Genomic DNA, 20,043 nt, shown 5'->3' with positions numbered 1-20,043 from the left:
GGTAGGTTCGGAGTAGCTACGGGGAAGCAAGCAGAAAATAATTGACAATTTTTAGTTGAAAGTTGAGAATTGAAACTTGAAAATTCTTAAAATTAGAGATACATGCCTTTGCTTTATTAAAACCCAACTGCCGTATTGATGAAAACACAATTCTCCTTGCATATATTTACAAAGTGGCGGAAGGGGCTGAAGAAGAAACGCTTGTGGCGGTGCTGGTAAAAGATGAAAAAACTGGTGAAAAGATATTAAAAAAAATAATAAAATAAAAATATGGAAATAAGGATAATTCGTTGGTGTAACTATGCTTTTTTAGACGGAATATTGCTGAAAATGGACACGTATCCTGAATTAGGATGGGGGTATACTACAAGAAACTCGATTCTTGCAGAAAAGTATGGGTTCAAAAAGGAATTTTATGATTTTGAATATTTCTTGCCAATAAAAGACATCGCCCATACAAGAGGCTTCGAGTCGAACGTATATTGCAAGTATAAGGGCTTTGAGTTCTTTGTACACTCATACAACGTTTGTAATGACAAACTGTTTTGTATATCTCCGGAGTCTTATGAGGCTGCAAAATTCTTTGGATTTTCAGATGGGTCGATGCGGTATGAAATGCCAAATTTAGATGTTCCCCTCTCCGACCTTGACGAAATCTATCGCAAGCGTCGCAAGTTAGACAAATTCATCTTCGACGTAGACCCAATAAAGCCGATATATAAAGACGGCAAGTGGCTAATAGAACTAGATGAAAACGGCGTGTATGTTATTTAATATCAAATACTTTTTAACAAAATGACACTCGCTTCGGCTTCTTGCATCACCGAGACCGACATTTACAAAAATCAAGTCCTTGTAAAAAAATTCCGCCCTCGCAAGTCATTAGGAGATGATGCGAAGGCGGGTTCCTATTCATAATTAAATCCAAAAAACTTTCTGCTAACGGATGTTGTTGTTACCACCAATCAACATTGAATGTGAGTCCTGCGCTGAAGCCCCATCTGTTCTTGAACGGAAAGTCGTCTTCCAGTCTCATATGCCATGCTTCGAACAGGTTGCGTTCGGCTCGGGCATAGATTCCTACCACCTCGCCGAAGTTATAGCAAATGCCGGCATTCAGTCCGGTGCTGCCGAAGAAACTTGCCTGTGCTCCTACGAAAAAATCGAGTTTAGAAGGCAGTTTCAGCGTTTCCTGAAAGTGATATTTTAGCGTAAAAATGCCGTCCATGCCGTCGACGTAGTTCTTCTCGCCGTATTCGTCGTTGTATGGCTCAACCACGCGCGCTGCAATGCCTATCGACATATGGTCGGAAAATCCGTAGTCTGCTCCAAATTCGCCGCCGTGCTGCTTTCCGAAGTTCAGATAGCCGACGTGCAGCTTGAAGTCGTCGTCGCCGTCGAAGGCCTGTGCCTTGCCGCTAAGTGCAAAGCCAATGAACATTGCCATCGCAAAAAGGCGCAAGATTGCTTGTCTGTTGCTCGTTTTCATCGTCTTGTATTATTCTTTGATTGTATATTTGCTTATGTATCTGACACGGCGGCGCTCGTTTGTCTTGCTGTTCTTTACCGTCTGGTTGCCGTGTACTATGAAGTTCTCGTCGTACCAGTGCATGCTGTCTGTGTATCTGGCTCTTTTTATGCTCTCGCCGTCGCCAATGGTCTCCAGAATCTCGGTGTTACGGTCTTTTACAACCTCGCCGTCCGAGTTGCGGAACAACTTTGATGTAAGTCGCTTTCCGTCGGTAAACACGGTGCTCACGTTATTGCCCTTCAGACTTGCCGAAACGAATGCCTTTACAAAGAAAGGCTTTTCGCGAGGCTCCATCTTGAAGCAGTTGTCCCACACAATGTTTCCCTGATTGTCGAACTTTACAAGAATGGCATGTGTGTAGAAATATCCGTTGAACGTAGCGTAGACACCTCCGAAGCCGTCGCGCGTGGTGGTGTATGTAGGATAGTAAGCCTCGCCCAGATAGTAGTAATAGCCGTTCTCCGACATTATCTTGTGGCTTGCAATGTGATAGTTTAGGCTGTATTCCTTGCCGTTCTTCTCGGCCTTCTCCTTGCGTCGTTCAACCTTAGCCTTCTTCTTGCTGCTCATGTATTCTGTAAAGTTCTTCAGGTTCAGGAAGTTGTAGAACTTTATGAACTTAAACTTGTCTCCTTCGAGCTGGGCAAAATAGATGCCTTGCGCCATTCCTTCCTTCTTGTTGGTGTAAGTTCCTGTAAGAAAGTATTTTCCGCCCGACTTTGACACCGACGCGTTGCAGATGTACTCCTTCATGTCCTTTGTGAGCAGTATGCGGCTGCGTGTGCTGCCGTCGAGTCCGAATCGCATAAGATAGACATTCTCTTCTACCTTAACGAGTGAGTTTATCTCGCCGTCGATGATGGTGTTTTCGAGAATGAAGATTTTCTTGTCGCGCACTCCGTCGATGTGGATGTCGCTGTATTTCGTGTCGCCGTTTTTCAGGTTTACTATGCCTATGCGCTCAATCTTCTTCTGTGTCGAGCTGAACACCAGATATCCGTTTTCTATGCAGAGGCTGCGCATCGAGCCTTTGTGCGTGTATTCGCCCTCAATAACGTTGGTCTTGTGGGTGTTGGTGTTGTAGGCAACAATCAGGAACGAGTCGTCGCTCTCGCGCAGTATGCTGTAGCATATCTCCCTGTCACTTTCGCAGGTGTATAATTCCATGTCCTTGCTAATCAGCATCGAGTCTGTTGCCACCAGTTTGAGGTTGGTGTTGTAGTGCATGATTTTGAACCATCGCTTGTCGTCCTGTGTCTTCTTGTCGAACATTTGTTCAAGCACGCCATACTCGCCCATCGGAGTGGTGTATGTGTCTTTGTATTCGCGGTAGGGAAATTCCACACGCGCAGTTACTTGCGCATGGCTTACAGTACTGCACAGTAAAAGTAGTAGTAAATAAATTGTTTTGTTCATGATTCTTTTTTGTCTCTAATTCAGTGCGCAAAGTTATATCTTTTTCTTCTGAATATGGACTAATGTCTTTCTGCTGATGTTAATTTTAACTTTTTTTAGGATATTTTCAATATATAATGTGTAACCGATTTTTGTTGCTTTACCCAATAGTTAGTATTTTTGCCAGAAAGTTAAATTCTTCTACGGATTTAATTGGGAAAATATAAAATGAAGCTAAGATTTGTATGAACAAATATTTACAGGCAATAGAACGAAACGAAGTCAGGGATTTTCTCTTTGGCTATGGTGAGTATTTTGAGAAAAACTATGAATGGGGGGGAAGAAGCTGGACATAATCAAGCACGAACTTTTGGGAGTATTATTCGTTATGGTGAGGAGATTGGATTTGATAAGCTTTTTCGTCGTTTAGAGTTTGACTTTACGTCGATATTGGAAAATAATGATATTTCGGCATTCGAATATGCCTATATGTTATATTATATTGAAGAGCTGTTTCACTATTATGCAGATACAAAAAGACGTCCGTTTGATTGGACTCCTTCCGATAGACTGTGCGAACTATATCGCCTCAACTTTGAGAGATTGAAAAATAGTGATTTGTATGAAAGCTATCTTAGTGAAGTTGACTTTCTGAAAAAAGAATACAATTACTATCTTTTAGAGAAAGCCCCTTATGAGCGGAACAGCAAGACAACTTTGCACGAAGTGCCGCAAGATACAGTAGGTGAATATGTAGTGCCAGAAGGTATAATAAGAATCCGCAATTATGCTTTTGATGGTTGCAGTCATATAACTTCTGTCAAGATGCCCGATTCTGTGAGAAGTATAGAGTGGTATGCCTTCAAGGGCTGTACCTCGTTGGAGTCGGTATCCATTTCGCCGAATGTTGATTTTATAGGAGAAAATGCTTTTGAAGGTTGTACTAAACTAAAGTCTATTTTCATACCTGCAAGTGTAAGAATAATAAATAGTTATGTGCTTGATGAATGTATTTCTCTTTCAAAAATAGAAGTGGCAGAAGATAACAAGTATTTTGCATCAAAAGATGGAATGTTGTACAACAAAGATATGACAAGTTTGATAAAGTGTCCGTCTGCAATAGAAACGCATAATCTTGTTATTCCAGAAGGAGTTACGGCGATTGAGAGTAATGCCATATGTGGCAGTACAAAGGTTAAGAGTATCCATCTCCCCAAAAGTCTTAAACAAATAAATAGGTCATCGATATACGATTGTCCTAATGTGAGTGAATTGCATATCGGAGTAAAGGATTTAACCAATTTTCACGTTGTTGATGGATTGATGAGTTTAGCAGACCAACAATGTGTATACTATGTGCCAAGTGATGCAAAGGTTGACGAATTGTTGCTGGAATATTGTAAAATAGTCAGGGAATAAAATTTGTTTTTACCCTTATTTGATTTTGAAAACTCTATAAAAACGCCCTCGCAATCCGAAACTTGCGAGGGCGTAATATCTTTCAGAGAAAACGTTATTTCTTGTTTTTCAGATGCTTGTCGAAGAAGTCAAGAGCCTTCTGCTGCATCTCTTTGCTGAAAAAGTGCGGACCGTTGCTTATGAAACTCTCGAAGTTGTTTTTTGCTCCGGCTGCCGTCCACGCATCGTCCATAATCTGATAGGCGCGCGTAACGCCGTTCACCGGAAACAACTTGTCGTTTGCACCGTTCATAAACAGCACGGGGCGTGGCGCAATCAGGCTTGCCACATCGGCATAGTCCATCTTTCTGACAAGCCCCGGAATGAGCATGCAATAGGCAGAGCCGCCCTTGTTCTGGTTGTTCTCAAGCGTCATCAGCTGGTCGGTTGTGTTCATCCAGCACACGGCAACGCACGCCGCAACCTTAGGGTTTGCCGCCGCGCTCATCCACGCCCTGAACGAGCCCATAGAGAAGCCCATCACCGCTATGCGGCTCTTGTCAACCTGCGGAAGGGTAGACACAAAATCGATGGTGTGAATGTCGTCCCACGCGATGGTTGCGCCCAGCGATGTTCCCATCTGCAACAGGTTTGCCGATAGTGCCTGCTGAACGTCGTAGTCCGTTCCGCACTCGGCGCGGCGGTCGCCCCACATCAGCGCATCGGTTACGAAGACAACATATCCGTGTTCAGCCAAGAAATTGGCAACATACTGGTCGTCGTAGCATCGGTGGCACCAGTCGCGCGCCACGCTGTCGGTCTTCTGTGGAAGGGAGAGGTACGAAGGGTCGCACATCTTCTCCTTGCCAATGTCGAACGATGCACCGTGGTCGTGAAACAGAACCACCGTTGGAAACGGACCTTCGCCGTTTGGCACGAAAAGATATGATTTCGCCCTCGAATATTTGCTTATGCTGAATTCGAGTTTCGCTATGCTGTAACTGAAGCGCGCGTTAGCATCGGTCGCGCTGCTCTTTGCCTCGACGTTTATTGGCTGACCGTATGGGCGCGAGCCGAACGCAACGGTTGGCGTCTCGGGCTGAAGGTTCTTCATCAGTTCGGCATAGGCGGCATTGTGCCATGCCTTGAACTTCGTTCCCTTCTTGGCGTTTCGCCATGCCAGCGGATATTTAAGGTCGTTCTTCAGTTCCTGATAGAACAGCGGCATTGCCTTCTTAATCTCGAAGCAAGTATCGCCGCTCGGAGCCGGAACATGCGGCTTCTTGCGCTGTGCCGAGACCGAAAGTGCGATGCTCAGTAGTAGTGTAGTTGCAAATAAATTTCTGAAAAGCATATTTTTCTGATTTTGTTAAATTATGAGCAAAAGTAGTAAAAAAATGCTTAACTTTACCCGAAATTCGAACACAATGAAAAAACTAACAATTTTGTCGGCTGTTGTGATGATGTTTCTTTCATCAGCCGATGTCATCAGCCAACCGCTTTATCGCGACGGAAAAACATGGTTTGGAGTAAACTACTGCGCGCCGTTCGCCCACGGATACCGCGTTCATAATCGCCTCGGAAAAGATGCAAAGGAAGCCATCAGCCGCGATGTATATCACATCTGGCGTATGGGTATGAACGCCTATCGCATACACGTTTGGGATGTTGAGATAAGCGACGGCGACGGAAATCTGATTGAAAATGAACATCTCGACCTGCTCGACTATACCGTTGCCGAGATGAAGAAACGCGGCATCGACGTAACCCTAACGCCCATTGCCTTTTGGGGCAACGGATGGCCCGAGCCCGACGACCTCTCCCAGCCGGGATTCAGCAACAAGAAGGGCAAGGGCGAGATTCTTCTGCATGAGCCGAGCATAAAGGCAATGGAGAACTATCTGAAACAGTTTATGAAGCACAAGAACCGATACACCGGATACACATACGCTACTGAGCCTGCCGTTGTTGCCATCGAGGTGAACAACGAGCCTAACGAGCATGCGCTGACCGACAAGCAGGTGACGGCTTACATCACGCGCATGGTAAAGGCTATCAAGAGCAGCGGATTCAAGAAACCTGTTCTGTACAACATCAGCGAGAATGTGCAGAAGGCTGATGCCACGCTTCGGTCTAACGCCGACGGCTTTACGATGCAGTGGTATCCGCTCGGGTTGTGCAGCGGTGAGCCGCGAGGCGAGAATGGACTTCCGCTGGTGGCGCACTACAACATTCCGTTTGCTGCTGACAAACGTTTTGCCAACAAACTAAAGTGGATTTACGAGTTCGATTCTGCCGATATGCTTGGCAGTTACATGTATCCGGCAATGGCGCGCGCCTTCCGCGAGGCTGGATTTCAGTGGGCTACGCAGTTTGCCTACGACCCTTTCTTCGAAGCACCGGTAAATACCGATTACAACACGCACTATCTTAATCTCTGTTTCACACCCTCTAAGGCTGTGGGAATGTTGATTGCCGGCAAGGTCTTTGCCGATACCAAGTCTATGCAGAAGTTCCCCGATTTTCCGCAGAGCAACACGTTTGGATATTGCAGTGTAGACAGTCGCAACGACGTTACGGTCTACAACTCTCCAACGGTTTTTGCCTACACTCGCAGCATTGCCGACAGAGCCGTGAAGCCCGTCTGTGCCGACAGTCTTGCGCTTGTTGCGGGCGTGGGCAGCAGCTCGGTTGTACGCTACGGCGGAACGGGCGCATATTTCCTTCAGAAGGTTGCCGGCGGACTCTGGCTTCTCGAAGTCTATCCCGATGCTTTGCTGTGCGACAATCCGTTTACCAACCACAACTCGGCGGAGCGCACCGTGTCGGTAATCCAGAGCCATTGGCTGCCAATTACCGTCGCGCTCGATGCGCTTGGCGACGGCTTTGCTTATCGTCCGCTCGTGCTTAACGACGGCGTTGAGGCTTCGGCAGGAAAGGCTGAGGGCAGAACATTCAGCGTTTATCCCGGTCGTTGGCTTTTGGGCAGCGGAGATATTCCGGATGCTGATATTCAGAAACTTGCGGAATTCAAGCAATGTCCAAGCAATGTTACCGATGCCAAAGTCGTTATTCGCTCGCCGAAAACCGTCGAGGTGGGCAGAAGTCTTTCTGTCGAGGCAGATATCGCCCTTCCTCTTCAGAATTCCGAAGGCGCGGTTTCGCAGAAGAATCTGTCGGAAGTGTGGCTCATCGGCTCGATTAAGGGCGGACGTTATTTCCGTCTGAAGATGCAGAAAACGGTCGGGAATCCTTACGGATATTCGGTAAACATAGGTAATAATATTCTTGCAGAAGAAGGCGTGATTGAGTACAGCGTGGTTCTGCAAACTGCCGACGGCAAGTCGGTGGCTTATCCATCGGGCATCGCCAAAGACCCGCACCAATGGGATTTCAGTACGCGCGATGTCTGTCGCACCGAGGTGGTAAAATCCGATTCTCCTGCCGAACTGTACAACGCCCTCACGGATATCGATGCCTTTCAGATGCGCTGGCAGAAGGGCTGCCGCTTTGTCTATCTGCGCGATGCCCTTCAGATAGGAATAGACAACGTCGCCGACTACAAACGTCCTGCCGGAATGTTGCTCCAGATAGCCGATAAGTTGGCTTGCCGCCCTCGTGTGTTCGAGGCTGTGCAACTCAGGTGCGAGCGACTCTCGGAGAGCATCACGCTGCAATGGCAGGCTTACACCGCCGACGGGGGCTTCTACACCGCCGAGACCGAACTGGGCGCAGGGGCCGAGCAGATTACCGTTCCGTTCGAACTGTTCCGCGAAGAGGCTCTGAAGCCTATGCGCGACGGCTATCCTACGTTTGCATACGCCATGCCTCAACTCTACGGAAAACCGCTCATTTCAAAAGATATAACATCGCTCGTTGTCTGCCTTAAACCGCAGTCGGACAAGGCGAGCATCGCCGTAAAGAGTATCTCGGCGGTTAATCCAGTAAAGTAATTTGTAAGTACCGAAAAAAATAAAACTCTATGCGGAATTTTATTCTGAATATTGTACCGACATTGCTGGTTACTTTCTTCATATTTGCTGTTGTATATGATGATTCCTTCGTCTTACTTGCAGTGTTTGTTCTCTTGCCATTGATGCTGTTCGTAGCCTTAACTGCGTTTATGTCGTTTATATATACCCTTTTGGAGGAATATCGGTGGCGCAAAATAGTGTTGGGGTTGCACTTGCTTAATATTGTAATGTTCTTTTTGGCTTTTTATTTTACAGAATATAAAAAGAAGCCTATTGCCTATGAGATGGAAGACCACTACGAAGACAATAAGGACGACATCTTAAAACTTGCTGATTATGCCTAGAAAGCCATAAACGACTCGTGCTCAGTCAATATTGAGTACGACTTTTTCCATCCGTATAACAACAGTTTTCCCGATTCTGCGGAGTGTGCCAATATCGGTTTGGACGACTCGGAACTGCAGCTGATAAAGAAGCTGATATGGAAAGCGGGCTGTAAGGGAATATGTTTAAAGAATAAATGTTGGGCTGCGTCGTATTGCCGGGAAAAGGGTTATACTGATTCATGTGATATTCAACGGATGGAATCTGGCGAATCTATTGAAATCTTGTATAAGTGGGTTGGCTTGGGAACGTATTTATACGATATTCCTTTGCATAACACCCCAAAGGATGTATGGAAAAGGCATGTAGAGTCCTCCGAATATTCAAGCATAGAATACAACGACTCCGTAATGTTCTTATACAGAAGTGGAGCTGTAGGAAGCGATTTGTTTGCTGGTCGCGACGAGTACCTCGAAGATAGGAAGAAAAAGTAAAAAAACAGCGAAAGGCGGTTCAACTAGAGCCGCTTTTCGAACTTGTAAGATGTTATTTTTCGTCTTTCATTATTTCTTCTTTCTGTTGTCTTATATTGTCTAAACTGCATTGTTTGTATGAAAAAATGCCGTCTGTACAGTCATCGCCAACCCAAACGCCGTCTTCTTTTATCATTGTTATGTAAAGCGTGTGATTGTGATATTTTTCATCTTCCATGTCATTTCCAACGGTAATATCCATAACGCATTTTACTATAACGGCAGTATCGTTTTTTACTTTTGCAATGCTTGCTTCTTTCAGAACTGAATTATCGCTCCAATCTTGTGAAAGTGTCCAAAAATAACAGTCTGGTCCCCATAGTTCTTTGAACAGAATATCTCCTTCTTTCTTGATTGTATGGAATTCTTTAGAATAAAAACTCTTCTCTAAAGCATAATTTTCTTTGTTGTTAAAAATAACTGAATAAATGTGTTTGATGCGTGAAATAACATCTTGGTCTTTTTGAACGGCATTAGTAGTTTCAGGCATTTCCGTGGTGTCTGTTCTCTCGCAAATAGTAGTTTGGTTTCCATCATTCTGTTTCTGACTGTTTGAACATGAAATCATGATGAATAGCGTGACGATAAAAAGAAGTTTTTTCATTAGGTTGAATGTTATTTAGGAAAATAAGCCCTCAGAAATTCTTAGAGAAACTTCTGAGGGCATTATGTGAAAATTTATATCGGTCGGATAGTTTAAGCAAACTTGCAGTTGCGCATATCGCCAGTCTCGGCAAGAGCGATGTGCATCTTGAATGCGTTCTGGAGAGAGTGAGGAGTGTGCAATCCCTTACCCTCAGACAACTTCAGATAATCCCACAGAAGTTGCTTGTAGTCTGGGTGAGCGCAGTTCTCGATGATGAGGCGTGCACGCTGCGACGGACTCTTTCCGCGAAGGTCGGCAACACCTTGCTCTGTAACGATTACGCGAACGCTGTGCTCTGACGAGTCGGTGTGCGTAACCATTGGCACGATGCTTGATATAAGTCCGCCCTTGGCTGTTGACGGAGTGGTGAAGATTGAAAGGTAAGCGTTTCGTGCAAAGTCGGCCGAACCGCCTATACCGTTCATCATCTTTGTTCCGCTAACGTGGGTAGAGTTGATGTTTCCGAAGATGTCGGCTTCGAGCGCAGTATTGAGCGCAATGATACCCATACGGCGGATAAGTTCTGGATGGTTTGTAATCTCCTGAGGACGCAACAATACGCGGTTTCCGAATACGTTCATGTTGTCGTACATCATGTTAAGCGCATCTTCTGTAAGCGAGAGTGAAGAACCTGTAACATAGTTACATCTGCCCTTCATAATCAAGTCCATAACAGAGTTCTGGATAACCTCGGTAAACATTGAGAATGCCGGAACTTCAGGATTGTCGCCAAGTGCGCCGAGCACAGCGTTTGCCACGTTGCCCACGCCGCTCTGCAATGGAAGGAATTCTTTTGGAATGCCGCCGTTTTTCAGTTCCTTTACAAGGAAGTCGGCAACAAGGTTACCGATGGTCTGAGTCTCCTCGTTTAGCGGAGTGAACGGAGCCATATTGTCGCGGCAGTCGGTCATAACAACGCCAAGAACCTTCTTTGGGTCTACGTCAACGTAGGTTGTACCGATGCGGTCGCCCGGATTTACGATGTTTATTGGCTTGCGGTAAGGCGGAATCTCAGGGATGTAGATATCGTGCATTCCTGTAAGTTTGCCTGTGTGCGATGCGTTAAGTTCGATAAGAACCTTGTCGGCAACCTTTACGAGGGTAGGCGAGATACCTACAGATGTTGAGAGGATAATCTTGCCGTCCTCTGTTATGTCTGAAGCCTCAACGATGGCAACGTCAATTTTGCCAAGGAAGCCGTAGTTTACGTCCTGACCAATCATTGAAAGGTGAACATCGAAGTACTGCACTTCGCCGCTGTTGATGGCTGCGCGCATATCCTTATTGCTCTGGAACGGAGTTCTGAACTTTACAGCGTGGGCAAGCGACAGTTCTGTGTCAATCTGCTTTCCGGTTGCACCTCCAGTTATCAATCCAACTCTGAATTCTTCGCCTTTCTCGTGCAGCGCCTGAGCGTGTTTTGCCAGTGCCGACGGAATTGCCTTTGGCGTTCCAACAGATGAAAATCCACCAATACCAATGGTGTAGTCGTTCTTGATAAGGGATGCAGCCTCTTCGGCTGTTAAAATTGGATACTTCATATTCACAAATGTTTTTTTATTATTATGGAGTGCAAAATTATATCAAATTTTTAAATAAAAGCACATTGGCACAAAAAAATGCATATTAAAACGCATTTTTTTGTGCCAATGTGCTTAATTTTGAATTATTATAATATTGATATGCAATCGAGAGTGTTTTTATGCAGAATAATTGCAAAAGTATTCTCTTTTGATTGTATATTATTTCATTTCTGCCAGATTCTTGTCTGCCACAAAATCGAGTTTGTTAAGTATGATTACTTCCTTTGCGCGCTCGGCGTTATCGGTGCGGAAGACAAGAATTCCGTGGTTGCCCAGAAGGAACGAATACATGTAGGCAATCGATATTCCCTCGTTCGAGAACAGTTCTATGGCATCGGCGGCGCGTCCCGGCTGGTCGTTCAGCCTGATGGCAAACACATCCGACAGGGCAACGCTTATGCCCGACTCTTTCAGAATCTTGTAAGCCTCGGTAGGGTTGCTACAGATGATGCGGTAGATGCCGTAGTCGAGCGTGTCGGCAATGGTCGATGCGATAATCTGTATCTGTGCCTCTTTCAGCAGTTTCAGAACCTTGAGAAGCGTTCCGCTCTTGTTCTCGATAAAGATTGATAACTGTAATACTGTCATAATACTTGTATTTTACTGGTAAACGGTTCTTAAGTCTTTCACTCTCACGGCCTTGCCCTCGCTCTTAGGCAGTGTTCCCTTGGGCACGAGTTTTACTCTTGGGGTTAGCAGAATCTCGTCCTTCAGGCGGCGCGTAATCTCTTTTGTGAGCGATTGCAGGCGAGTGTAATCGTCGGTAAAGAGTTGGTCGAGTTCCACCTCTACGGTCATGTTATCATTGTCGTTGTCGGTGGTGAGGGTTATGAGATAGTCGGTAGAGAGTTCCTTGAACTGCATCAGAATCTTCTCAATCTGGATAGGGAAGATGTTTACGCCGCGAAGCACCATCATATCGTCCGAGCGGCCTTTCATGCGGTCTATGCGGATGTGTTTTCTGCCGCATGGACAGTCGTAGCCCAGAACTCGCGTAAGGTCGCGCGTGCGATAGCGCAGCAGCGGCATAGCCTCGCGGTTGATGGTTGTGAGCACAAGTTCGCCAATCTCGCCGTCGGGTACAGGTTCGAGGGTCTCTGGGTCTACAATCTCAACGATGTAGTAGTCCTCCCAGAAGTGGAGTCCGTTCTGCTCCTTACATTCAAAGCCCACGCCCGGACCGCACATCTCGCTCATTCCAAACGAGTTGTAAGCCTTTACCCCGAGCATTTTCTCAATCTTCTTGCGCTGTTCCTCAGAGTGCGGCTCTGCGCCTATGGCGAGAAGTTTCAGTTTTGTATCCTTCTTTGGGTCGATGCCAAGTTCGTCCATAACCTCCTTGATGCGAGTTACATACGATGGCACGGCATGTATTGCCGTTGTTCCGAAGTCGGTTATGAACTTAATCTGTCGTAGCGTGTTTCCTGCTGCTGCCGGAACGGTAAGCATTCCCAGTCGCTCGGCTCCGTATTGGAAGCCCAGTCCGCCGGTAAACATTCCGTAGCCCGATGAATTCTGGAACACATCGTCGGGGCGTAGGCCAACCATCCACAGGCATCGTGCCACGGCGTTAGCCCATTCGTCGAGGTCTTTCTGCGTGTGCAGGATTACCGTCGGGTTGCCCGTTGTGCCGCTCGATGAGTGCAGACGGACGCATTTCTCCAGCGGAACGCTTCTCATTCCGAAAGGATAGGTGTCTCTTAAATCCTGCTTTGTTGTGAACGGAATTTTGCGGATATCGTCGAGAGTCTTGATGTCGTCGGGTGTGATGCCGGCTTCCTCGAATCTCTTCTTGTAAAATTCCGAGTTCATGCAATGCTTTACTGTTGCTTTCAGTCGTTCAAGCTGGAGTGCTTTTATCTCTTCCCTCGAAAGCGTTTCTTTGTCGGGGTGAAGGAATTCTGAATTTACATCCATGTTTATAGTTTTCTGGTATTAAATTATAGTAAAAAATGTGAGTTACATAAGTCCGTCAACCTCCATCTGTGCCTTGGTGCTGTATGCAAGTCCGGTGGCCGATGCTATCAGCGTGCCGTCTTGGTTGCGCACCATCATGCTGCACGACGGCAGTTTGTGATGCTCGAACACCTCGGTACACTCAGCCGTGAGATGGTCGCCCAGTTTTGCCGACTTGTGGTAGGTTATGCTGTTGCTTATTCCCACGCTCATTGCGCCGTGTGTGTTCGAAACGGCGGCGAAGGCAAGGTCGGCCAAGGTGAATATTGCTCCACCTTGGCAAACGCCTGCTCCGTTTAAGTGCCGTTCTTCGACGTCCATCTCCGCCTTGGCGAATCCCTCTTCGATGTGAGTTATCCTGATGCCGTTAGAGGCGGCGAATCGGTCGAATTTATTAAGTCTTTCCAATAAAGTCATCACTTCGTGAATTTGTTCTTTATTGCGCGGTTGTCAATCACCCTCACGCTCTTGCCCTGATAGCGTTCGATGCTTCCCGGAGCCATAATCTTGATGTCAGCCTTGATGGCGATGACGCTCTGCAACTTGGCTGCGAGTTTCTTTTTCAGGGCGAGTTCCTTAACCGTGTCGGTTGAGTAGAATTCTTTTCTTACCTCAACCTGAACCTGAATTGTGTCGAGGTTGTTTACGCGGTCTACGATAATCATGTAGCGTGGCTCGAACTCAGGCAGACTGAGGATTACGCTCTCTACCTGCGATGGGAACACGTTGATGCCTCGGATGATGAGCATATCGTCCGAGCGACCCATAATTGAGCCCATCTTTATGTTCTTTCTGCCGCACGGACACTCGTCTATTATTAGCGAACTGATGTCGCGTGTGCGGTAGCGCAAAACCGGCATTCCCTCCTTTGTAAGGGTTGTGAACACAAGTTCGCCCTGCTGTCCGTAAGGCAGCGGCTCGAGAGTGTCGGGGTCGATGATTTCAGGGAAGAAGTGGTCTTCGCAGATGTGCGAGCCGTTCTGACATTCGCACTCGTATGATACACCCGGACCAAGAACCTCGCTCAGACCGTAGATGTTGAACATCTTCAGTCCCAGTTTGTTCTGAATCTCCTGACGCATGTTCTCAGTCCAAGGTTCTGCGCCGCAGAGGGCAGCCTTCAGCGAGAGGTCTTCCTTCTTTATGCCCATCTTTTCCATTGTCTCGGCAAGATAGAGCATGTACGAAGGTGTTGCAGCCGTTCCGGTAATCTTCAGGTCGCGCATCAGGCGCAGGTGCTTCTCTGTGTTTCCGGTTGATGTTGGAACTACAGCCGCGCCGATGTTCTCAACGCCGTAGTGAAGTCCCAGTCCGCCGGTAAACAGACCGTATCCGTAAGATACCGAGAAGGTGTCTTCTTTCGACATGCCGGCTGCGCCGAGGCATCGGCTCACACATTCAGCCCATATCTCGATGTCCTTCTGAGTGTAGCCCACGATTGTAGGGTTTCCTGTTGTGCCCGATGAGGCATGCACGCGTACAATCTCGCTTGCCGGAGCAGCCTGAAGTCCGTAAGGATAGTTGTCGCGGAGGTCTTGCTTTGTAGTAAACGGAAGTTTAACTATGTCTTCAATGCCGTGTATATCGCCCGGTTCGATGCCCAAAGCCTGCATCTTCTCGCGATAGAATTTCACGTTGGTATAGACATACTTTACCAGCTTTACAAGTCGCTTGCCCTGCAAATCGTGCATCTCGTCGCGCGACATTGTTTCTTTTGCCTTATTCCAGATCATTTTTTAAGAGTGAGATTAAGAGAGTTAGTTTTGTCAAATTTTGTGATTTTGTCTGAATTCTATGATGCGTTCCTCGAACAGAGGGAACTGCTCTTGCGTGATGAACGATGTGCACACCCTCACGCCCTGCTGCGTGCTTCCCATCGTGTCGAGAGGGAACACGGCAATTCCATAGAACATCAGTTCCTTGCTAAGTTCTATGTCGGTCATGCCCGGATACTGAACTGTGAAGTAGAATCCGTCGGCAAGCGGTGCGCCCATGTCGTTGTCGTAAACCAGATAGAAGTCGTTGGCAAGCAGAACCTTCTTCATGAACTCGGCTCTGCGTCCGTACTCGCGCACCTCGGCAACGAAGTTGAACGTGCCGTCGCAGGCAGCCTCCATCATGGCAGCCATGGCGTGCTGTGTTGAGTGTGTAACGCCGCTCGAAAGCGTGTACATAACGCGGTCGTAGAAGAATTTTCCGAATGCGCCCACGCCGAAGTTCCTCTGTAGGGCAGGGAATACTCTTGCCGACAGTTTGTTTGATATGCAACTTACGCCAATACGCTGTCCGGCATAACTGAATGCCTTTGAGCCAGAGATTGACAGAATGTAGTTGTCGGTATATCGTGCCACAGAAGCCTGATAAGGTGCTTCGTAAGGGTGCGAAAGGTCGTGGCGGAAGTCCATTGCAAAGTATGCAAGGTCTTCGAGCACGATGGTGTCGTATTTTGTTGCCAGTTCGCCAATGCCCTTCAGTTCGTCCTCGTTAAAGCAAACCCACGACGGATTGTTAGGGTTTGAATATACGATGGCGGCGATGTTGCCCTTCTTCAGGAACTCTTCCATCTTGGCAATTAGTTTGTCGCCTCGGAAGTCGTGAATGTCGAAACTTGTCGTCTTCAGCCCGATAATCTCGCATTGTGTTGTCTGCACAGGGAATCCCGGATGGATGAACAGAACCGTATCCTTTTCGGGAATGGCGTGGCGGATTGTAGTAAACACGGCGAAAGTGCCTTGCATTGAGCCTGTTGTGGCTACGCATCCTTCGGGTGCAACATCAACGCCGATGTATGCCTTTATGAACTTAGATGCAGCCTCTTTCAGTCTTGGAATACCGCCGTTCGGAGGATATGCAGCCGCGCATCCCTCGGCAAGAGCCTTGGCCTCGGCATCCATTCCAATCTTGCTTGGCTTCAGGCCCGGAACGCCCATCTCCAAGTGGATGAAAGGCTTTCCGGTTTTCTTTTCGAGAACTCTCGAAAGGGTTGCGATATCGCGTATTGTAGCCGTTGAGAAGTCGTCGAGCCCCATCTCGCTTATTGTTGAGGCTACAATCTCATAGTCTATCGGAGTCTGTTTCATTTTGCTGCCTCCACACCTTTGTCAAACGCCTGAAGGTTTGCATTCACGATAGCCTCGCCCTTGCGTGCGAAGATGCTCTTTATAGCCTCGCGTAGTTGCTCAACCGACACAATCTCGATGTAAGGCGCAGCCATGCCCAGCAGAACCATGTTGGCAGCCTTTGCCATGCCCAGTTCGCTTGCTATCTTCTCGATGTCGAGTTTTACGCTTGGCATTGCGTCGAGTTCCTTGTTCAGTTCGGCCTCGTCGGGATAGTTTGGAATGTTGATGAACGGCTTGCTGCTTGTTACAATCTTTCCGTTCTTGCTGAGGTATGGCAGATAGCGAAGAGCCTCCATCGGCTCCATAGAGATTATCACGTCGGCCTTGCCAAGGGCGATGAGGTCTGAGTAAATCTCGTCGGTAGAGAGGCGCAGATTGCTCTGTACGTCTCCTCCGCGCTGGCTCATTCCGTGAACTTCAGCCTGTTTAAGATGCAGACCAGCCTGTGTTGCGGCCTCGCCTATGATTGTTGCGATTGAGAGGATTCCTTGTCCGCCCACACCGCATAGTATGATATCTTTCTTCATCTTGTTACTTGTTTTTTTTCTTTGCTTCGCGCAGATGACGCTGGAGTGTCTGCATACATTCTCTTCGCGGAATTATTACAGAAACGCCGTTGTATTCAATCTCTTCTTTTATAACGTGTGTAATCTCTTCCATGTTCTTTGGCAGCGGCACAACCACGCGTACGTGCTCTGGCTCAACGCCCAGACCAAGGCAGATAGCCTCGTACTTGTTTGTTCCGGCGCTGTCCTGGCCGCCTGTCATTCCGGTTGTAAGATTGTCGGAGATTACAACCACGATGTTGCTCTTGTCGTTTACGGCATCGAGCAGACCTGTCATTCCCGAGTGTGTGAATGTTGAGTCGCCTATGATTGCGACAGAAGGGAAGAAGCCAGCATCGGCAGCACCCTTGGCCATGGTGATTGATGCGCCCATGTCAACGCAGCTTGCAAGAGCCTTGAACGGAGGAAGTGCGCCGAGAGTGTAGCAGCCTATGTCGCCGAAGATGCGATAGTCGGGATATGTTGCAAGAACCTCGTTAAGAGCGTTGTACACATCGCGATGGCCGCAGCCTTGGCACAACTGCGGAGGACGGCCTGCAAGATTCTTTGCGCTCTCGAATACTGCGCCGTAAGGCTTTCCGAGAGCCTTTGCCACGCTGTCGGGAGTAAGTTCGCCTGTGCGTGGAAGGTCGCCCGTGAGTCTGCCCTTCAGCGGATATCCTGCGCCGAGCAAGCCTCTTACGTCGAGTTCAACAACCGGCTGACCATCTTCAACCACGATAATCTCGCTGCATTTCTCGGCCAAAGCCTTAATCTTAGCCTCTGGCAGCGGATATTGAGATATTTTCAGGATGTTGGCAGCCTCGCCGTTGAGTGCTTCCTTAACGTAGTTGTAGGCAATTCCGCAGGCAATGATGCCCAGTTTTCCGTTGCCGTTTTCAACCTTGTTGTATATCGAATTTTCGGCTGCGCTGTTCATCTCGCTCTGCTTCTCGATGAGCGCGTCGTATTTCTTTCGTGCAATTCCCGGAAGGAGAACCCAACTGTCCTTAGACGGGTTCAGTTCGTTCTGCTTGCGAGCCTCGCCAATCTCAACGGCTGCGCGAGAGTGTGCCAGTCGGGTTACAACGCGCAGAAGCACAGGCTCTTTGATAGCCTCGGAGTAGTCGAACGCCTTAGCCATCATGTCGTAGGCTTCCTGCTGGTTAGACGGTTCGAAAACTGGAATCATGGCAAATTTTCCGTAGAAGCGAGAGTCCTGCTCGTTCTGCGAAGAGTGCATCGAAGGGTCGTCGGCAGCAAGTACAATCAGGCCGCCGTTTACGCCTGTTATGGCTGAGTTGACGAAGGCATCGGCACACACGTTCATTCCAACGTGCTTCATGCACACCAATGTGCGTTTGCCGGCATACGACATTCCGAGGGCTGCCTCCATGGCAGTCTTTTCGTTTGTACACCAGCGGCTGCGTATGTTGCGTTCCTTAGCCTCCTTGTTTGTTTGGATAAACTCGGTAATTTCGGTCGACGGAGTGCCCGGATATGCGTAGACACCGCTCAGTCCGGCATGTATTGCACCAAGTGCAACAGCCTCGTCGCCAAGAAGAAGTTTTTTCATTTGTATGTCTATTTTATTATTACTTTTTCAGAATGTATGCTGTGGCGCGTGCGCTTCCCACTTTTTCTATGCTGCCGTTGGCAAGCAGTTCGGCAAGCGTGCGCTCAATGGTTGTCATGCTAATGTCGGGGCAGCAGGCGGCGATGTCGCGCTTTTTTATGCGTCCCATTTTTTTCTCGAATACCGATTTCACCCTGTCTGCCTTCGACAGTTTTCCGTTGCGGCGCAGTTCTACGCGCTCCTGAAAGCGTTCGTATGTTGTTCTTATCAGTTCGAGGTAGAAGCGTACGAACGGCATGTAGTTGTTTGAGTTGTTGTGCCATCCGTCGGCACTCTCGCGCAGCGTGCTGTGATAGGTGTCTATGTTCTCGGCTACGATTTTCTCCAGACTAACGTATTTCCCGGCAAAGAAGCCGTGCTTGTATAGCAGGAGCAGAGTCAGGAGCCGGCTTATTCTTCCGCTGCCGTGCTTGAACGGGCGGATGCACAGAAAGTCGAGCGTGAAGATGGGGATGAGCAGCAGAGGCGAATAAGAGCCTTTCTGCATGGCCTCGTTAAACTTGTTGCAGAGCGTGTTAAGGGAGTCGCGCGTGTCGCCCGACTTTACCGGAACGAACTGAACCTTTTCGCTTCCGTCCTTCATCGTTTCGGCAACTACAAAGTCGTTCTGCTTCAGTTTTCCGCCTGTAACTCCGGGCGTGTATCTGTACAGTTTCTCGTGCAGTTTGCAAATTGTGTCGGTGCTTATCGGAATATTCTCGTAGTCCTCGTAGATGGAAGTCAGAGCCTGATAGTAGCCTATGGCTTCTTCTTCGGCTCTGCCGTTAGGGTTGATGTCGTTTTCGGCGAGAGCGTGCAGTTGCTCGGCGGTTATATCTGAGCCGGTAATGCTGCATGCCGATATTGCGCTGAGCGACTGTGCCTGATCCATCAGAGATTTGAGAATCTCGGGAGCATTCTCGATGTACAGGTCTTGCCGCCCTTTGCATTCGTATAATTCTGTCAGCAGTTTTACAATTTCAGCAACCAGAAGTTTGTTGGATGTACTTGTATAATTGTACTGATGCATTATTTGCTTTTCACTTATTAACGGTCGCAAATATACTGTTTTCTGTCTAATAATCTGCATCATTTGCCTAAAATCTGCATCAAAATCTGCAAAAATGATGCAGATATAGAATGTATATTCAGTTTATATTCAATATGCGACCTGTAAATGACAAATCATAACTCACGGCTGGCAATTGATAATGAACTTTCAGATTCTTTAGTTTGTAAGTTAAAAAGTGAAAGAAAATTAACAATTAACAGTTGACAATTGACAATGGGTAGAGAGAGTTGAAAATTGAAAGTTCTTGGCTCATCGATGACTCATAACGAACAATTACAACGTTAAATATTCCTTTGGTAAATACAAAATAGTGGGTAGGAAGAAGGTAGAAAGAAGGTAGAAAGAAGGT

18 protein-coding genes are annotated in these 20,043 nt (G+C 47.4%); 5 read left to right on the top strand and 13 right to left on the bottom strand.

Annotated features, from left to right (window positions below):
- Positions 1-270 precede the first annotated feature (270 nt).
- Positions 271-774 (top strand): hypothetical protein, encoded by a 504-nt coding sequence (locus T538_RS0114915; protein ID WP_031535219.1) that lies wholly within the window; start codon positions 271-273, stop codon positions 772-774.
- A gap of 181 nt (positions 775-955) precedes the next feature.
- On the opposite strand, the gene T538_RS0114910 is transcribed toward T538_RS0114915, so the two are convergent.
- Together T538_RS0114910 and T538_RS0114905 are read right to left on the bottom strand one after the other, a co-directional pair.
- A complete protein-coding gene (locus tag T538_RS0114910; protein WP_139185368.1) occupies positions 956-1,489 on the bottom strand; it encodes a hypothetical protein in 534 nt (177 codons plus the stop codon).
- Between the two features lie 9 nt (positions 1,490-1,498).
- Positions 1,499-2,947 (bottom strand): hypothetical protein, encoded by a 1,449-nt coding sequence (locus T538_RS0114905; RefSeq protein ID WP_031535223.1) that lies wholly within the window; start codon positions 2,945-2,947, stop codon positions 1,499-1,501.
- Between the two features lie 306 nt (positions 2,948-3,253).
- Between T538_RS0114905 and T538_RS0114900 the strand changes: the two genes are divergently transcribed.
- Positions 3,254-4,345, top strand: a complete 1,092-nt coding sequence (locus T538_RS0114900; RefSeq protein WP_031535225.1) for a leucine-rich repeat domain-containing protein — start codon at positions 3,254-3,256, stop codon at positions 4,343-4,345.
- Positions 4,346-4,439: 94 nt separating this feature from the next.
- Here T538_RS0114900 and T538_RS0114895 read toward each other — a convergent pair whose 3' ends face one another.
- Positions 4,440-5,678, bottom strand: a complete 1,239-nt coding sequence (locus tag T538_RS0114895; protein ID WP_031535226.1) for a dienelactone hydrolase family protein — start codon at positions 5,676-5,678, stop codon at positions 4,440-4,442.
- A gap of 73 nt (positions 5,679-5,751) precedes the next feature.
- Between T538_RS0114895 and T538_RS0114890 the strand changes: the two genes are divergently transcribed.
- From T538_RS0114890 to T538_RS18510, 3 genes are all read left to right on the top strand, one after another.
- Positions 5,752-8,277 (top strand): cellulase family glycosylhydrolase, encoded by a 2,526-nt coding sequence (locus T538_RS0114890; RefSeq protein ID WP_197025804.1) that lies wholly within the window; start codon positions 5,752-5,754, stop codon positions 8,275-8,277.
- A 29-nt stretch (positions 8,278-8,306) separates the two neighbouring features.
- Positions 8,307-8,642 (top strand): hypothetical protein, encoded by a 336-nt coding sequence (locus T538_RS0114885; protein WP_031535229.1) that lies wholly within the window; start codon positions 8,307-8,309, stop codon positions 8,640-8,642.
- A 237-nt stretch (positions 8,643-8,879) separates the two neighbouring features.
- Complete coding sequence (locus T538_RS18510) at positions 8,880-9,116, top strand: hypothetical protein (RefSeq protein ID WP_155993270.1); 237 nt, start codon at positions 8,880-8,882, stop codon at positions 9,114-9,116.
- Positions 9,117-9,168: 52 nt separating this feature from the next.
- Here T538_RS18510 and T538_RS0114875 read toward each other — a convergent pair whose 3' ends face one another.
- The 10 genes from T538_RS0114875 to T538_RS0114830 form a co-directional block, all read right to left on the bottom strand.
- Positions 9,169-9,759: a hypothetical protein gene (locus T538_RS0114875; protein WP_031541500.1), complete on the bottom strand. Its 591-nt coding sequence runs from the start codon at positions 9,757-9,759 to the stop codon at positions 9,169-9,171.
- A gap of 92 nt (positions 9,760-9,851) precedes the next feature.
- Positions 9,852-11,342, bottom strand: coding sequence for a succinate CoA transferase (locus tag T538_RS0114870; RefSeq protein ID WP_031535235.1), 1,491 nt, complete (start codon positions 11,340-11,342; stop codon positions 9,852-9,854).
- A gap of 201 nt (positions 11,343-11,543) precedes the next feature.
- Complete coding sequence (locus T538_RS0114865) at positions 11,544-11,972, bottom strand: amino acid-binding protein (RefSeq protein ID WP_031535237.1); 429 nt, start codon at positions 11,970-11,972, stop codon at positions 11,544-11,546.
- Between the two features lie 12 nt (positions 11,973-11,984).
- Complete coding sequence (locus T538_RS0114860) at positions 11,985-13,301, bottom strand: phenylacetate--CoA ligase family protein (protein ID WP_031535239.1); 1,317 nt, start codon at positions 13,299-13,301, stop codon at positions 11,985-11,987.
- Between the two features lie 42 nt (positions 13,302-13,343).
- Complete coding sequence (locus T538_RS0114855) at positions 13,344-13,757, bottom strand: PaaI family thioesterase (protein ID WP_031535241.1); 414 nt, start codon at positions 13,755-13,757, stop codon at positions 13,344-13,346.
- The gene (locus T538_RS0114850) at positions 13,757-15,073 is read right to left on the bottom strand and encodes a phenylacetate--CoA ligase family protein (RefSeq protein ID WP_031535243.1); all 1,317 of its coding nucleotides are present in this window, start codon (positions 15,071-15,073) and stop codon (positions 13,757-13,759) included. The genes T538_RS0114855 and T538_RS0114850 overlap by 1 nt, the downstream gene beginning before the upstream one ends.
- Positions 15,074-15,106: 33 nt before the next feature.
- Complete coding sequence (locus T538_RS0114845; RefSeq protein WP_031535245.1) at positions 15,107-16,420, bottom strand: aminotransferase class I/II-fold pyridoxal phosphate-dependent enzyme; 1,314 nt, start codon at positions 16,418-16,420, stop codon at positions 15,107-15,109.
- Entirely contained in the window at positions 16,417-16,989 is a 573-nt protein-coding gene (locus tag T538_RS0114840; protein ID WP_031535247.1) for an indolepyruvate oxidoreductase subunit beta, read from the bottom strand. Before T538_RS0114840 ends, T538_RS0114845 begins: the two co-directional genes overlap by 4 nt.
- Before the next feature lie 4 nt (positions 16,990-16,993).
- Entirely contained in the window at positions 16,994-18,583 is a 1,590-nt protein-coding gene (locus T538_RS0114835) for a thiamine pyrophosphate-dependent enzyme (protein WP_031535249.1), read from the bottom strand.
- Between the two features lie 19 nt (positions 18,584-18,602).
- A complete protein-coding gene (locus T538_RS0114830; RefSeq protein ID WP_031535251.1) occupies positions 18,603-19,652 on the bottom strand; it encodes a Fic family protein in 1,050 nt (349 codons plus the stop codon).
- Positions 19,653-20,043: the final 391 nt, after the last annotated feature.

This window comes from Bacteroides sp. Ga6A2, assembly GCF_000702225.1.
Taxonomy (GTDB): domain Bacteria; phylum Bacteroidota; class Bacteroidia; order Bacteroidales; family Bacteroidaceae; genus Ga6A1.
Note: the sequence above shows the minus strand (reverse complement) of the source record. Positions and strands in the feature narration are given on the sequence as shown.